The 15,592-nt window shown below is 67.9% G+C and carries 13 protein-coding genes; 6 read left to right on the top strand and 7 right to left on the bottom strand.

Annotated features, from left to right (window positions below):
• The 5 genes from fabF to PKH97_RS06045 form a co-directional block, all read right to left on the bottom strand.
• Positions 1-1,257, bottom strand: coding sequence for a beta-ketoacyl-ACP synthase II (fabF, locus tag PKH97_RS06065; RefSeq protein WP_324386512.1), 1,257 nt, complete (start codon positions 1,255-1,257; stop codon positions 1-3).
• Positions 1,258-1,510: 253 nt separating this feature from the next.
• Positions 1,511-1,759 carry an acyl carrier protein gene (locus PKH97_RS06060; protein ID WP_324386511.1) on the bottom strand — a complete coding sequence of 83 codons (249 nt, stop codon included), beginning with the start codon at positions 1,757-1,759 and terminating at the stop codon, positions 1,511-1,513.
• Between the two features lie 69 nt (positions 1,760-1,828).
• Positions 1,829-2,860: a beta-ketoacyl-ACP synthase III gene (locus tag PKH97_RS06055; RefSeq protein WP_324386510.1), complete on the bottom strand. Its 1,032-nt coding sequence runs from the start codon at positions 2,858-2,860 to the stop codon at positions 1,829-1,831.
• Entirely contained in the window at positions 2,857-3,795 is a 939-nt protein-coding gene (locus tag PKH97_RS06050) for an ACP S-malonyltransferase (RefSeq protein ID WP_324386509.1), read from the bottom strand. Before PKH97_RS06050 ends, PKH97_RS06055 begins: the two co-directional genes overlap by 4 nt.
• A gap of 130 nt (positions 3,796-3,925) precedes the next feature.
• Complete coding sequence (locus tag PKH97_RS06045; protein ID WP_324386508.1) at positions 3,926-5,131, bottom strand: helix-turn-helix domain-containing protein; 1,206 nt, start codon at positions 5,129-5,131, stop codon at positions 3,926-3,928.
• A gap of 238 nt (positions 5,132-5,369) precedes the next feature.
• Between PKH97_RS06045 and PKH97_RS06040 the strand changes: the two genes are divergently transcribed.
• Both PKH97_RS06040 and PKH97_RS06035 read left to right on the top strand, forming a co-directional pair.
• A complete protein-coding gene (locus PKH97_RS06040) occupies positions 5,370-8,012 on the top strand; it encodes a GH32 C-terminal domain-containing protein (RefSeq protein ID WP_324386507.1) in 2,643 nt (880 codons plus the stop codon).
• Positions 8,013-8,481: 469 nt separating this feature from the next.
• On the top strand, positions 8,482-8,742 hold the full coding sequence (locus PKH97_RS06035; RefSeq protein ID WP_290715282.1) for a hypothetical protein: 261 nt from the start codon (positions 8,482-8,484) through the stop codon (positions 8,740-8,742).
• Positions 8,743-8,777: 35 nt separating this feature from the next.
• Here the strand turns inward: PKH97_RS06035 and argG are convergent, their stop codons facing one another.
• Positions 8,778-10,193 (bottom strand): argininosuccinate synthase, encoded by a 1,416-nt coding sequence (gene argG, locus PKH97_RS06030; protein ID WP_324386506.1) that lies wholly within the window; start codon positions 10,191-10,193, stop codon positions 8,778-8,780.
• 26 nt (positions 10,194-10,219) lie between these two features.
• Here argG and PKH97_RS06025 point away from each other — a divergent pair, with 26 nt between their 5' ends.
• Positions 10,220-10,543: a hypothetical protein gene (locus tag PKH97_RS06025; RefSeq protein ID WP_324386505.1), complete on the top strand. Its 324-nt coding sequence runs from the start codon at positions 10,220-10,222 to the stop codon at positions 10,541-10,543.
• Positions 10,544-10,581: 38 nt separating this feature from the next.
• A complete protein-coding gene (locus PKH97_RS06020) occupies positions 10,582-11,577 on the top strand; it encodes a glycerophosphodiester phosphodiesterase family protein (protein ID WP_324386504.1) in 996 nt (331 codons plus the stop codon).
• 41 nt (positions 11,578-11,618) lie between these two features.
• On the opposite strand, the gene aceE is transcribed toward PKH97_RS06020, so the two are convergent.
• Positions 11,619-14,381, bottom strand: coding sequence for a pyruvate dehydrogenase (acetyl-transferring), homodimeric type (aceE, locus tag PKH97_RS06015; protein WP_324386503.1), 2,763 nt, complete (start codon positions 14,379-14,381; stop codon positions 11,619-11,621).
• A gap of 160 nt (positions 14,382-14,541) precedes the next feature.
• On the opposite strand from aceE, the gene PKH97_RS06010 reads away from it, so the two are divergent.
• Positions 14,542-15,030, top strand: coding sequence for a PH domain-containing protein (locus PKH97_RS06010; RefSeq protein ID WP_324386502.1), 489 nt, complete (start codon positions 14,542-14,544; stop codon positions 15,028-15,030).
• A partial coding sequence (locus PKH97_RS06005) for a PH domain-containing protein (protein WP_324386501.1) occupies positions 15,027-15,592 on the top strand: 566 nt, incomplete at its 3' end. The genes PKH97_RS06010 and PKH97_RS06005, both read left to right, overlap by 4 nt.

The following is a 15,592-nucleotide window of genomic DNA, read 5'->3' as shown; positions in this document are numbered from 1 at the left end:
TCAGTAGCTCTTGACCACAAAAGCGACATTGTGGCCGCCGAAGCCGAAAGAGTTGTTGAGGGCGGCAATATCGCCGGCGGGCAACTCGCGCGGGGCCTTCTGGACGACGTCGAGGTTGATGGCCGGGTCCATGTTCTCGATATTGATCGTGGGCGGGGCGATCCGGTTGTGGACGGCGAGCACGGTGAACAACCCCTCGAGCGCGCCGGCGGCCCCGAGCAGGTGCCCGGTCATCGACTTGGTCGCCGAGACGGCCATACCGTCCACGAACTCACCGAAAGCGCGTCGCATGGCATTCGCCTCGGCCACATCGCCGACCGGGGTCGACGTCGCGTGGGCGTTGACGTGGATGATGTCCGACGGCGCCAGACCAGCGCGACCGACGGCCTCGACCATCGCCCGCGAGGCGCCGGCGCCCTCGGGCTCGGGGGCCGCCATGTGGTGGGAATCCGAGCTCATCCCGAGCCCGGCGAACTCCGCATAGATCCGCGCGCCGCGAGCCTTGGCGTGCTCCTCGGACTCGAGCACCATGACGGCCGCGCCCTCGCCCATGACGAAGCCGTCGCGGTCCACGTCATACGGCCGCGAAGCGTGCTGGGGGTCGTCATTGCGCTTCGAGAGCGCTTGCATGGCGGCGAAGCCCGCGACGCACAGTGGGTGCATCGCTCCCTCGGTGCCGCCCGCGACGACGATGTCGGCGCGTCCGGAGCGGATCATCTCCGCGGCCGCCCCCATTGATTCGGCGCCGGAGGCGCAGGCGGAGACAATCGTATGAGCGCCTGCCCGCGCCCCGAGGTCGAGCGAGACATTCCCCGAGGCCGAGTTGGGCATGAGCATGGGGACCGCGAGGGGGAAGACGCGGCGAGGCCCCTTCTCGCGCAGGTTGTCCCACTGATCGATAAGCGTCCAGACGCCGCCGATGCCGGTGCCGATGACGACACCGAGGCGCTCGGGGTCGACCTCTGGGGAGCCGGCGTCGGCCATCGCGGCCCGGGACGCAATGATGGCGTACTGCGCATTGGGGTCGAGTCGACGGCACTCGACCTTGGTCAGCACCTGGTCGGCGGGCGTGTGAATGGGCGCCCCGAAGGTCACCGGCAGGTCGTATTTCGCGACCCAGTCCGCCTCGATCGTGCGCGCGCCGGACGTGCCGGCCAGGAGCGCCTCCCACGTGGAATGGATGTCGCCCCCCAGTGGGGTCGTGGCACCGAGGCCGGTGACGACGACTTTGACGTCTCGGGTGAGTGCATCAGTCATTGTGGGCAGCTCCTTTGGTGGCGGGCTGGGCGACCTAACCGCTGCTAGCAGGGGTTAGGCGTCGTTGAGCAGGGTAGACCCTAGGCCGACGAGCCCTAACCTCTGCTAGGCCGTGTTACGAAACCACGGACGACGGGGTCCCCGCGAAGTATTGGAGCGACGAAGGAACGGAAAAACTTCGGGGGGTGTCCTAGCAGAGGTTAGGGCGGTCGGCAACACGGGTGTCGGCCCGGCTCCGCGGGCCAGTCGGGCGTCAGCCCTGGGCGCCCTGGATGAACTTGACCGCGTCGCCAACCGTGGTGAGGTTCTTGACCTCGTCGTCGGGGATGCGCACGCCGAAAGCCTCTTCGGCATTGACGACGATGGTCATCATCGACAGCGAGTCGATGTCGAGGTCGTCGGTGAAGGACTTGTCCATCTGGACGTCGGCGACATCGACGCCGGTCTCCTCGTTGACGATGTTGGCGAGGCCGTCCAGGATCTCCTGCTCGGTGGCAGCCATGCTTTCTTCTCCTTAGGTGTGGGTTGATGGTGATCGGCCCGATTGACCCGTGGACCACCCGGGAACTCATCAGGGCAACTCGACGACCTGTGCGGCATACACCAGGCCGGCACCGAAGCCGATCTGCAGGGCGAGGCCGCCGCGGGGCACGAGCCCTTCGCGGATGAGGCGCTCGGTCGCCAACGGAATGGAGGCAGCAGAGGTGTTCGCCGTCTGGGCGATATCGCGCGCGACGACGATGTCCGACGGCAGCTTGAGTTGCTTGATCATCGCGTCGATGATGCGCATATTCGCCTGGTGTGGGATGAAGGCGTCGAGGTCGGTGACCTTGATGCCGGCCGCCTCGATCGCCCGCTGCGCGACGGGGGCCATGCTCCAGACCGCCCACCGGAAGACCTTGTGGCCCTCCATCGCAATGGTGGCGCCGTTGCCGGGCTCGGCGGCGATGACGTCATTCCACGGGGCCCGCTGCCGGATCGTCGCCCAACTGTCGCCCTCGGAGCCCCAGACCGTCGGGCCGATGCCCGGTCGGTCACTGCGTCCGACCACCGCCGCGCCGGCGCCGTCCCCGAAGATGAAGGCGGTCGACCGGTCGTGGAAATCCGTGACATCGGAGAGCTTCTCGGCGCCGATGACCAGGACATTGCTGGCGCTGCCGCCACGCACCATGTCGGAGGCGAGGCCAATGCCGTGGCAGTAGCCCGCGCAGGCCGCCGAGATGTCGAATGCCGGGCAGCGCAGGTCCAGTCGGTCGGCCAGCATCGGCGCTGCTGCCGGCGTGCGGAACTCGTGGGTCACCGACGCGACGATGACGGCATCGATGTCGGACGCTTCGAGCCCGGCCATGGCGATGGCGTCCTTGCTCGCCGGGAAGGACATATCGACGACTGTCTCGTCGGGGCGGGCATACCGTCGTTCGATGATGCCGGATCGATCGCGGATCCATTCATCGGAAGAATCGATCGCCTCCACGAGTTCGGCGTTGGGCACGACCCGCTCGGGCCGGTAGCCGCCGACCCCGAGGATCTTGGATCCCGCCGATCCAGTCGCTCCCTTGATCTTCCCAGTTCCCTTGCGGGCGAACGGATTCGGGCGCTTCATTCGATGCCACCTTCGGTCGCGGAGGACGTATGGTCGCGCAGCATCCGGGCGGCTGCGTCCAGGTCGTCGGGGGTCTTGACCGCGAGGGCCTCAACGCCCTTGAGGCCGCGCTTGGCCAGGCCGACCAGAGTGCCGGCCGGCGCGAGTTCGATCAGGCCGGTGACACCCGCCTCCTGCATCGCCTGCATGCACAAGTCCCACCGAACCGGGCTGGTGACCTGCGCGACAAGGCGCTGAAGGATCTCGGGGCCGTCGGTCAACTGCGCACCGTCGCGATTGGACAGCACCGGGATGCGGGCGGACGAGGCAGTGATGCGCGCGGCGAAGGCGGTGAGCGGCTCGACGGCCGGCGCCATATGGTCGGTGTGGAAGGCGCCGGCGACCTTGAGCGGGATGACGCGGGCCCTGGCCGGCGGTGCCGCGGCGAGGTCGGCGAGTTGCTCGAGGGTGCCCGCCGCCACGATCTGGCCGGCGCCGTTCATATTGGCCGGGGTCAGGCCAAGGGCTTCGAGGGCGCTGACGACGTCGTCCGAGTCGCCGCCCAGCACTGCGCTCATGCCCGTCGGCGTGATCGCGCTCGCGGCGGCCATGCCCTTGGCACGGGTAGCGACGAACCCGACCGCGTCCGCCTCAGTCAGGGCGCCGGAAATCGCCGCAGCCGTGATCTCGCCGACCGAATGTCCGGCCAGGACGTCGGGGGGCGATTGGGTCGCCACCGCAGCAGCGGTCAACAGGCCGGCTGCGACGATCAGTGGCTGGGCCACCGCCGTGTCCCTGATCGTCTCCTCGTCGGACGTGGTGCCGTGTGCCACCAGATCGATCCCGACGGCGTCGGACAACTGCGTCAACTGCTCGCGCAGCCCGGGCATCTCGAGCCAGGGCGTCAGGAAGCCCGGCGTTTGCGACCCCTGTCCGGGGCAGACGATTGCGATCACCTCTTCAGGGTCTCGTACTTCGGGCAGCCTCTGGGGGAGCGCAAGATACGCAAAAGGCTCGGACGGTTTGTAGGACACCCACAACTTGACCATCTGGTCGGGCGCGCCGCGCGGGTGCTCGCGGCCCTGCTCAGGATCGCGCCACGGGCGCGGCGGCTGGTTGGCGGAGCCGGGCATACCGGATCGCGAGGTGCACGGTGTCCGCCTCGTGGGTGTCGGTGATGTCGTAGCCGGTCAGCTCGGCGATGCGGCCGAGGCGGTAACGCACGGTATTGGTGTGGACGAAGAGCCGGCGGGCCGCGCCTTCGAGGGAGCGGCCACTCTCGAGATAGGCGGCGGCTGTGTCGAGCAGACTGCCGCCCGAGGTGGTCTGCAGGGGCCGCACGATGCGGCTGACCAGGGTGTTGCGGGCGGGGATGTCGCCGAGCAGCGCGCGCTCGGCCAGCAGGTCGCCAGCGGACACCGGCCGGGGGGCATCCGGCCACGCGGCCGCGGCGGCGTGCCCGGAGATTGCCGCACGCGCCGAACGCCCGGCTGCAAAGAGATGTGGCACGGTCGGGCCGACCACGATCGGTCCCTCGCCGACATCGACGCCCAGGATCGCGGCATCCCGCAGGGCGTCATCGGTTTCGCCGATGAGCATGATGAGCAGTCCCGCCTGGACGGCAGCCAGCACGTGCAAACCGTGTCGGTTCGCATTCCGGTGCACGAGGTCGAGCACATAAGCGGGATCGATCACAGTGCCGGACAACGGATTCGGGGGACTAGCAGCGATGACGGCAACGCGCGACGTGGCTCCCCAGCCGAGAGCCGCAGCCCGCGAGGTCATCGCGTCGTCGGCGTCGCCGCGCAGGATCGCATCGACGACCAGGCCTTCGAGGCGCGCATCCCAGGCGCCGCGTTGTTCGGCAGCATCGGCATAGATGTGGGCGGCTCGGAAGGCCACCTCTCGGCTGTAGCGCAGCATCGCTTCACGGATCGCGGGGGCCCACTGCTCGCCGACGATGTCGGCTGCCCGTGCCTCGATGACATCGACCACCGAGCGGATCAACTCCAGCGTCTGGCGCAGCGTGATCGAGCGCGTCAACTCGCGAGGTGCGGCCTCGAAAACGGCGGCGCCGGCGGCTTCTGTCGGCGTTTCGCCGCCCAGCCAGTCGACGAAGTTCGCCACGCCGGCGTGCGCCATGAGCGCGACGTAGGAGCGTTCCGAGGCGGTCAGGGCGGCATACCACGCGTGGCGGGACTCAATGTCGGCGACGGCCGCGCGCGTCAGGTCGTCCGTATGCCCTGTCACCCGCTCGCGTTGGGCACGCGACAACTGCGTCGGTCCGCTCACAACTGCACCCTATTTGTGGCAGCACGACAAATCCGTTGTCGTCCCAATCTCGTCCGGGTCGAGCGTCGGTCGGGATTGGCTGGCGCACGCCCTTGGTAGCTCGCCTAACCATCCTCTACAGTTCCCATCGGTTGCTGACTGACAACGTTGTCAACATCGCCCACGGGCGATCGCCGCGGGCCAATGGGAGGGCCGTGCGCGCTGCTGCCGCTCGACACACGCACCAAGGGGAAAGTCAATGAAGACACTGCGTTCGATCCCATGGCACTTCAGTGCCGTAGCCGCCGTCTCTGCCGTGGGCGTCGGTGCCCTGATTGCGCCGGCCGCCGCGAGCGTCGGTCCCGCCGGGCTCGCGCCCAGCGTGGCCGTCGGCGAGGAGCCCTACCGCCCGGCCGTTCACTTCACGCCTCGCGAGAACTGGATGAACGACCCCAACGGCCTGGTCTATTACAAGGGGACCTATCACCTCTTCTTCCAGCACAACCCCTCGGGGAACCGCTGGGGCAATATGAGTTGGGGCCACGCCACTTCGCCGGATCTGATCCATTGGAGGCAGCAGCCGCTCGCCATCGCGCAGACCTTCAACGAGGCCGGTGACAGCATCGAGGACATCTTCAGCGGCTCGGTCGTCATCGACAAGACCAACTCCTCCGGGCTCGGCACCAAGACCAATCCGCCGCTGGTGGCGATCTACACCAGCGCCTACACCGACAAGCACCCGACCCTGGCCGGCAAGCAGGCCCAATCTCTGGCCTACAGCCTCGACGCCGGGAAGACCTGGACGAAATACTCGGGCAACCCCGTCCTCAACCGCGACTCGGCGAACTTCCGAGACCCGAAGGTCTTCCGCTACTCCGGCCCGGCCGGCACCTATTGGGTGATGGCGGCCGTCGAGGCGCAGGAGCACCGGGTGCTGCTTTACAAGTCGGCCGATCTGAAGAACTGGACCTATCTGAGCGACTTCGGTCCCGCGAATGCCGTTGGCGGGCAGTGGGAATGCCCGGACTTGTTCCAGCTGGAAGTGCAGGGGACCAAGCAGCGCAAGTGGGTCCTCGTCGTCAACATCAACCCGGGTGCCGTCGCCGGGGGAAGTGGCGGACAGTACTTCGTCGGCGACTTCGACGGCACGACCTTCACCTCGCAGAGCACCGTGACGGCCGACAGTCTGCCCACCGGGACCAATTTCGCCGACTTCAACGACGGGACCTATGGCGATTGGACCGTGGCCAACGAACCGGGCAACTGGAAGGACGGCCCCTGGGGTCAAGCGCCGGCCACCGGAACCCTAGAAGGACAGAACCCGGTGAGCGGCTTCGTCGGACATGGGTTGGTCAACGGATTCCTCGATCGCGACTGGCCGGTAGGAACGCTGCGGTCACCCGATTTCATGGTCGAATCGGACTATGTGAACTTTCTCGTCGGTGGCGGCAAGCACCCGCACGTCGACGGTGCTCAGCTGACCAACGAACCGCCGCCCGGCACGCTGCTGTGGGACGGGTTCGAATTCCCCGACGGCACCACCCTCGCCGACACCGGATGGAGCCTGACCGGTGACTTCGCGACCGACCCGTGGCGCAACCCCTCGACGGCGGGTGGCGACTACTTCATCGGCCGCAAGCGGATCAACACCTGGGAAGGCGGACCGCGCGGCGACGACAACACCGGATCGATGACCTCGCCGGCCTTCGAGATCACCGGCGACTACCTGAGCATGCTGGTCGGCGGTGGCAAGCGCACCGACGGCAGTCTGGAGATCCAGTTGCTCGTCGACGGTGAGGTGGTGCGTTCACTCACCGGGCCCGAGGACGGGGCGCTCAACTGGCGCAACTGGAATGTCAGCGAACTGCGCGGCCGCACCGCGCAATTGCGCGTCTGGGACCAGGCCACGGGTGGCTGGGGGCATCTGACGATGGATCACGTTGTTATGGGCGATGTCCCCGCGACGGTCCGCTCGGACGAGACCGCGGTCAATCTCGTCGTCGATGGCCAGGTCGTGGCATCGGCGACCGGGAGCAACAGTGAATACCTCGATTGGCAGGCCTTCGACCTGCGGCCGTATGCCGGCAAGCAGGCGCACATCGATATCGTCGACAACAACCGCTTCGGCTGGGGGCACATCCTCGCCGACGAGTTCCGTTTCGGGACGGCGCCCGCACCCACGCGTGCCGAGAGCTATGACTGGCTCGACTACGGCCGGGACTACTACGCCGCGGTGTCGTTCAACGACGTCCCCGCGGGCAAGCGGGTCATGATCGGCTGGATGAACAACTGGGACTACGCCAACGAAATCCCGACCTCGCCATGGCGCAGTGCCATGGCGCTGCCGCGCAATGTGTGGCTCGCGCCGACGCCCAAGGGGCCGCGCTTGGTCTCGCGCGTCGTGCAGCAGGCCGGTGGGTTGGATCTGACCGCGCAGGCGTATGCCGCTGCGGCACAGTCGATTTCGGGTGAGACCTTGTTGCCCAAGGCCGCGAGCGTGGCACGCATCGACGCCGTGCTCACGCCCGGGACGGCCACGCGTTTCGGCCTGTCCGTCCATGGCAACGCGGATGGTTCGGAGCGCACCCTCATCGGCTACGACATGGCAACCGGCCGGCTGTATGTCGATCGCACAGCCAGCGGCAAGCTCGACTTTGCGTCCTCCTTCCCTTCCATCGATGATGCCTCGGTGGCGCTGGTGGGCGGCAAGCTGACCCTATCGATCTACCTCGACCGCTCCTCCGTGGAGGTCTTTGCTCAGGGCGGCAAGACGTCGATCACCGACCAGGTCTTCCCATCGGCCGGCAGCGACCGGATCGGCGTCTGGGCCGAGGGTGGCGCCGCCCGCGTGCAAAGCCTGAAGGTCACCCCGCTGGCGCCGGCGATGTTCCCGCGCGGCTGACCTCACCTGGCGCCGTCGCAGCTTTCCAGCCCGATGCCCGAAACCCCTCGTGCGCAAGGGAATACCTTCTCTTGCGCACGAGGGGTTATGGCATCGGGCGGAAAGCTGTCGTCGCCCGGTCCATCCTGCGGCCGCGGGGGTCGGGCGGGGTGCCGGTAGGCACTAGCGCAAGCGGCGACGACGTCAATACCCTTCACGACGCAGGGCCACGTCGCACGGAAGATGATCACGTATGCCAGCCAAAGGCACTCTCGTCCTCGCCGCCACTCTGCTCGCTCTCGGCGGCTGTTCCTCTGGCGCGTCGACTCCCTCGCCCTCAGCGTCTGCTGTGCTCACGCCGGCCTCGTCGCCGGCGGGAAGTTCCGAAACGGCCCCGGCCAGTGCTTCGGCAGCCACCTCAGCCATGACAGGCGGCGGCTCCTCCGCCTCGATTACGCCCCGAGGCGCGGATTCGCCGGAGTGTGCGGCGATGTCCAAGGTCCTCGCCGCGTTGACGACGATCGGCCTGAAGGCCGCGACCGGCAGCGTGACTCAAGCGGATCTAGATGCAGCCTTCGCGCGGGACGTGATCGATGCTGTCCCATCCGACGCATTAGGCCTGCTGGCCGATATGCAAGCGATCAGCGACACGCTGGTCGGCAAGACCCAGGAAGAGGCTAGCGCCCTGTTGGGGGACTGGACGACTCCTTTCGAAAGGTTCACCACGGCCACGATGGCCGTCTGCTCCTGATCCAGACCGGGTGCCGAGCCGCACGGACGCAAGGCTCAGTCAGTGCCGAACTCCATAGCAGCCGCGTCCAGGGCGTCGTCGCCCTCGGGGTCGACGCTCGGGTTGGCGGCGATCTCAGCGGCCCCGCCCGGCTCCAACTGGCCGACGAGCTCGACGTGGCCGACGCCCAACTGGCCCTGAGCGGCATACAGCTCGAGCTTGGCGCGGGAGTCGGCGATATCGAGGTTGCGCATGGTCAACTGACCGATCCGGTCCACGGGGCCGAAGGCGGCATCCTCGACGCGCTCCATCGACAGCTTGTCCGGGTGATAGGAGAAATTCTCGCCGCGGGTGTCGACGATCGTGTAGTCGTCGCCCCGGCGCAGGCGGACGGTGACCTGCCCGGTGATCGCGGACGCGACCCACCGCTGCAAGGACTCGCGAAGCATCAGCGACTGCGGGTCGAGCCACCGGCCTTCATACAGCAAGCGGCCCAGACGCCGGCCCTCGGCGTGGTAGTTGGCCACCGTGTCCTCGTTGTGGACGGCATTGAGCAGGCGCTCATAGGCGATATAGAGCAGGGCCATCCCGGGCGCCTCGTAGATGCCGCGCGACTTCGCCTCGATGATGCGGTTCTCGATCTGGTCGGACATGCCGAGCCCGTGCCGGCCACCGATCGTGTTCGCCTCGCGCACGAGGGCGACCGAATCGAGATCGCGCCCGTTGATCGCGACCGGCCGGCCCTGGACATAGGTGATCGTCACGTCTTCGGCATCGATGCCTACCGAGGCATCCCAGAAGCGCACGCCCATGATCGGCTCGACGGTCTCCAGCGACACATCGAGGTGTTCAAGGGTTTTCGCCTCGTGCGTGGCGCCCCAGATGTTGGCGTCGGTCGAGTAGGCCTTCTCCTGGCTGTCGCGATAGGGCAGTCCGCGCTCGGTCAGCCAGGCGCTCATCTCGTGCCGCCCGCCGAGCTCGCCGACGAAGTCGGCATCCAGCCACGGCTTGTAGATCCGCAGCCCCGGATTGGCGAGCAAGCCGTAGCGGTAGAAGCGCTCGATGTCATTGCCCTTGAAGGTCGAGCCGTCACCCCAGATCGAGACGTCATCGGCGTGCATGGCGCGCACGAGCAGGGTGCCGGTGACCGCGCGCCCGATCGGCGTGGTGTTGAAATAGGTCTTGCCGCCGGAGCGAATGTGGAAGGCGCCGCAGGCGATCGCCGACAATCCCTCCTCGACCAGCGCGCTCGTGCAATCGACCAGCCGCGAGATCTCGGCGCCGTACTGACCCGCCCGGCCGGGCACGGTCTCGATCTCCGGCTCGTCGTACTGCCCGAGGTCGGCGGTGTAGGTGCACGGGATGGCCCCCTTCTCGCGCATCCAGGCGACGGCCACCGAGGTGTCGAGCCCCCCGGAGAAGGCGATGCCGACGCGCTCGCCGACGGGCAGTGAAGTCAGGACTTTGGACACAGCGCACAGCTTATGAAAGTGCCCGTATGCCGTGCGCCCGCGTCCCGCGACACGTCACCACCGTCGCGCGGGCGTCGGTGATGTTGACTCCGCTGCCGGGTGCGCGGATGCTGGGGCCGGTGGGGATCGAAGTCGTGGTGGCGTTCATGGCAGCCGTTGTCGTGCTGGCCTTCGCCGTCGATGCCTATCGCCGCTGGAGTTGGCGTCTGATTCCCGACTCCGAGCCGGCGAAGCCGGGTCTGGGGGATCCGGGGCACCTGCAGCTTCAGGATCGCCAGCTCTATCAGGACGTCGGGCATACCGCCCCTGAGCTGCTCACCTGGATGCACCGGGCTCGCCGAACTTGCTGAGCGGGCTCACGCGCGCCGGGCGGTCCTAGGCTGAGGCGATGACCACCCGACCGAGCATCGTCGCCCACCGCGGGGCGAGCGGCTACCTGCCCGAGCACACCCTCGCGGCCTACGAACTGGGGATCCGGCAGGGCGCCGACGCCTTCGAGATCGACGTCGTGATAACACGGGACGGCGTGCTCGTCGCGCGGCACGAGAGCAATATCGCGCACTCGACCGACATCGCCCGCCGCCCGGACTTCGCGTCGTTGCGTGCCACCAGGGCGGTCGAAGGCCTGACCCAGACCGGCTGGTTCACCGAGGACCTGACCTGGGCCGAGGTCCAGCGACTCCGGGCCGTCGAGCCGCTGCCCGCGCTCCGATCGACTGCTCATGACGGCGAGTGGGGGATCGCCTCGCTGGAGCAGATCCTTCAGCTCAGGTCGAGGTTGAGTGAGGAGCTCGGCCGGCCGGTCGGGCTGAAGCTGGAGGTCAAGTCGCCGGAGTACTTCACCGAGATCGGCCTGCCCATCGAGCCGGCGCTGATCGAGTCCCTCGGCGCGGCCCACGCCCTCGGCGGTGAGTCGCCGGTCGAGGTGATGTCCTTCGACTTCGGCTTCCTCGCCCGCCTGCGCGGGCTGGGCGTCGAGAACGGCCTGGTCTTCCTCGTCGAGGAGGATCCCCATCGTCGCGTGCCCGGTCACCCGGAATGGACGTATGGCCGCGCCCTTCGCCCGCCTGCCCTCGCCGAGGTCGCGCAGGTCGTGACCGCGATCGGGCCGGGCCGCCGCGTGCTCTTCCCAGGCGCCGCTGAGGGGGCATTGGGCGAGCCCACCTCGGTCTTCGCCGACGCCCACGCGGCCGGCTTGCGGGTGGACTGCTGGACCTTCCGCGCCGAGAACGCCTTCCTGCCGCCGGAGTTCCGCTCGAGCGAGGACCCGGCCGAGCCGGGCGATCTGGCGGGCGTGGTCGCGGCATACGTCGCGGCCGGGTTGAACACGGTGATCACCGACCATCCCGACCGCGTGCGCCCGACCGCGGCAGCTGTGGGGTGATCACCCCACAGCTGCCGCGGTAGACAGCGGCGACGGGCGGGTCAGGACTCCCCGCCGGCGTTGCCGGAGGCGCCGGCCGTCACATCGAGCAGCCGGTACCGCTCGGCCGCCTGACCCGGAATCGAGGCGTCGATTTCGCCGCGGGCCGCGAGGGCCTGCAGGGCGCGGACCGCGACCGACGGGCCGTCGATGTGGAAGAAGCGCCGGGCCGCCGCGCGGGTATCGGAGAAGCCGAAGCCGTCCGCCCCGAGCGAATGGAACTCCCCGGGCACCCACTGCGCGATCTGGTCCGGGACCTGCCGCATGTAGTCCGAGACCGCGATGACCGGTCCCCGCCGGCCGGCGAGCTGGCGCGTGACATACGGGTCCTCCACCTCGACCTCAGGGTGAAGGAAGCGCGACTGGTCGATCTGCAGCGCCTCGCGCCGCAGTTCGGACCAAGAGGTGACCGACCAGATGTCGGCGCGCACCCCCCAATCGTCGGCAAGCAGGTGCTGCGCCTCCTGGATCCACGGCACGCCGACGCCCGAGGCGAGCAACTGAACACGCGGCCCGTCGCCCTCGGGGGAGTCGAGCAGGTAGATGCCCTTGGTGATCCCCTCGACGTCGACGTCGCCCGGCTCGGCCGGCTGCACCATCGGCTCGTTGTAGAGGGTCAGGTAGTAGATGACGTTGTGGTCGTCACCATCGCCATTGGTGGCATACATCTTCTCCAGGCCGTCGCGCATGATGTGCGCGATCTCGTAGCCGAAGGCCGGGTCGTAGGCCCGGACGGCCGGGTTCGTGGCGGCCAGCAGCAGCGAGTGCCCGTCGGCGTGCTGCAGGCCTTCACCGGTTAGCGTCGTGCGTCCAGCGGTCGCACCGAGGAGGAAGCCGCGCGACATCTGATCGGCCGCTGCCCAGATGGAGTCGGCCGTCCGCTGGAAGCCGAACATCGAATAGAAGATGTACATCGGCACCATCGGCTCCCCATGCGTCGCATAGGACGTGGCGGCCGCGGTGAAGGCGGCCAGCGAGCCGGCCTCGTTGATCCCGGTGTGCTGGATCTGCCCGGACGTCGATTCCTTGTAGGCGAGCATCAGGTCGGCGTCGACGGAGCGATACGTCTGCCCGTGCGGGTTATAGATCTTGATGGTGGGGAAGAAGCTATCCATCCCGAAGGTGCGTGCCTCATCGGGGATGATCGGAACGACGCGCTTGCCGAACTCCGGCTCGCGCATCAAGTCCTTCAGCAAGCGCACCCAGGCCATCGTCGTGGCGATCTGCTGCTTGCCCGAGCCCTTCTTGACCACGCGGTAGGCGTCGTCTCCGGGCAGCTTGATCGGGGTGTAGTCGACCCGTCGCTGCGGCAGACCGCCACCGAGCTTGCCGCGCATCTCCAGCGCGTATTTGATCGCGTCGTCCTCGAAGCCCGGGTGGTAGTAGGGCGGCAGGTAGGGATCGGCCTCGAGTACGGCGTCGCTGATCGGGATGTGCAGGGTGTCGCGGAAGCCCTTGAGGTCATCCAGGGTCATCTTTTTCATCTGGTGCGTCGCATTGCGCCCGGCGAAGTGCGAGCCGAGCGAATACCCCTTGATGGTCTTGACCAGGATGACCGTCGGTTGGCCCTCATGGGCGAGCGCGGCGCGGTAGGCGGCATACACCTTGTGGTAGTCGTGGCCGCCGCGCTTGAGCTTCCACCAGATGTCGTCGTCACTCCACTTCTCGACCATCTTGCGGGTGCGCGGGTCTCGGCCGAAGAAGAAGTCGCGGACATACTTGCCGTCATTGGCGCGGAAGGTCTGGTAGTCGCCGTCCGGCGTCTGATTCATGACATTGACCAGGGCGCCCTCGTGGTCGGCGGCCAGCAGCGGATCCCAGCCGCGGCCCCAAACGACCTTGATGACATTCCAGCCCGCACCGCGGAAGAAGGCCTCGAGTTCCTGGATGATCTTGCCGTTGCCGCGGACTGGCCCGTCGAGGCGCTGCAGGTTGCAGTTGATGACGAAGGTGAGGTTATCGAGCTCATTGATCGCAGCGGTCTGCAGCAGGCCGCGGGACTCGACCTCATCCATCTCGCCATCGCCGAGGAAGGCCCAGACGTGCTGGTCGCGCGTGTCCTTGATGCCGCGGTCGCCGAGATACTTGTTGAACTGCGCCTGATAGATCGCGTTCATCGGCCCCAGGCCCATCGACACCGTCGGGAACTCCCAAAACTCCGGCATCAGGCGCGGGTGCGGATACGACGGCAGCGCGAGCGGTTTGCCGTCGACGAGGTGCGACTTCTCCTGACGGAAGCCGTCGAGTTGCTCGGCGCCCAAGCGGCCTTCGAGGAAGGCCCGGGCATACATGCCGGGGGAGGCGTGGCCCTGGAAGAAGATCTGGTCCCCGCCACCAGGATGATCCTTGCCGCGCCAGAAGTGGTTCATCCCGACTTCGTAGAGCGTCGCCGCGGAGGCGTAGGTGGAAATGTGGCCGCCGACGCCGATGCCCGGGCGCTGGGCGCGGTGGACGAGCATCGCGGCGTTCCACCGGTTGATCCGGCGGATCTGCTTCTCGACCGTCTCGTCGCCCGGATACCAGGGCTCGTGCTCGATCGGGATGGTGTTGACATAGTCGGTCGTGGTCAACGAGGGCACGCCGACCTGCAGCTCCCGCGACTTCTCCAGCAGCCGGAGCATCAGATAGCGCGCCCGCGCCCGCCCGCTCTCGTCGATCACCCCGGAGAGGGAGTCGAGCCACTCCTGGGTCTCGTCGGGGTCAATGTCGGGCAGCCCGGTGGGAATGCCGTTGAGGATGGGGCCTACGTCCTCGGTCTTGGCCACGGCGGCAGTCTCCTTCGATGTGATCTGGAACGCACTCGTTCTCCATCCTCTACCCTGCCAGGTCCGGGCGCACAACCGGGCCGCGGTCTTTCGGACCGCCAGGCTGCGGTCTTTCGGCTCGCCGGGCTACGGCCGGCGCTCGGCAAGGCAGACTGGGCCAATGACCGTGGCCCTCTACGACGACAACGCCGAGGTGCCCTGGCGCCGGATCTCGCCGCGCCTGGCCAGCGCCCGCCGAATCGGCCTGCTGCTCGCCTACCTGCCCTTCCTGCTGGCGACGGCCGTCCTGGCCGCGACCGTCAGCCGGTGGCTCTGGGGGCTTCCCGGCGTCGTCGCGGCACTCTTCCTGTGGCAGTTCTGGCTGATCGGGCGACAGGTCAGTGCCATCAGTTATGCCGAACTACCCGAGGAGATCGTCATTCGCCGCGGGCGACTCTTCCGGCGGCTGGTGAGCATTCCCTACGGCCGATTGCAGTATGCCGACATGGGTTCCGGCCCGCTGGAGCGTCACTTCGGACTGGCGAGCGTGACGATCCACACGGCCTCCCCGGCCAGCGGCGGCCGGGTGCCGGGGCTGGAATTGCCAGCCGCGGAGGCCCTCCGCGAACGGCTGACCGCTCGCGGTGAGGCGCAACGGGCGGGACTGTGACGATTCCGGCGGACGACATCACCGACCGCGGCGCGCAGGCCGACGTGCCTTGGGCCCACGTCCATCCCCTGACGCCGCTGCTGCGCGGCGGCGTGATGATCACCGGCGCCATCGGGTATTGGCTGAGCACCCAGTTCGACAACCTCTTCGGGCGGCATGGGGATGACCCGACCCAGGGCCACCTGCTGCAGATCGCCGGTGTCGGGCTGGTCATCGTCGTCCTCGTCGTCGCCGGGTCGTGGGTCAGTTGGCGCAACACCACCTATCGCCTCGGCCCGACGACGGTGGAGCTGCGTCACGGCATCGTCAATCGACAACACCGGCAGGTGCGTTACGACCGCATCCAGGCCGTCGACATCACCCGTCCGCTGCTGGCCCGGCTCGCCGGTCTCTCCAGCGTTCGGATCGAGGCGGCTGGTGGCCGGGACTCCAATATCGAGCTGAGTTACCTGCCGCAGACTCGCGCCGCCGAGGTGCGGCAGGCGCTGCTGCGTGCGGCCGCCGGGCAGGGCAGCGAGGTGTTCGCCGGTGACCCCAGCGGCTCGCCCCGCGACGCCGGGTC

Source organism: Nostocoides sp., from assembly GCF_035343835.1.
GTDB lineage: Bacteria > Actinomycetota > Actinomycetes > Actinomycetales > Dermatophilaceae > Nostocoides_A > Nostocoides_A vanveenii.
This window is presented reverse-complemented; position numbering and strand designations above follow the sequence as displayed.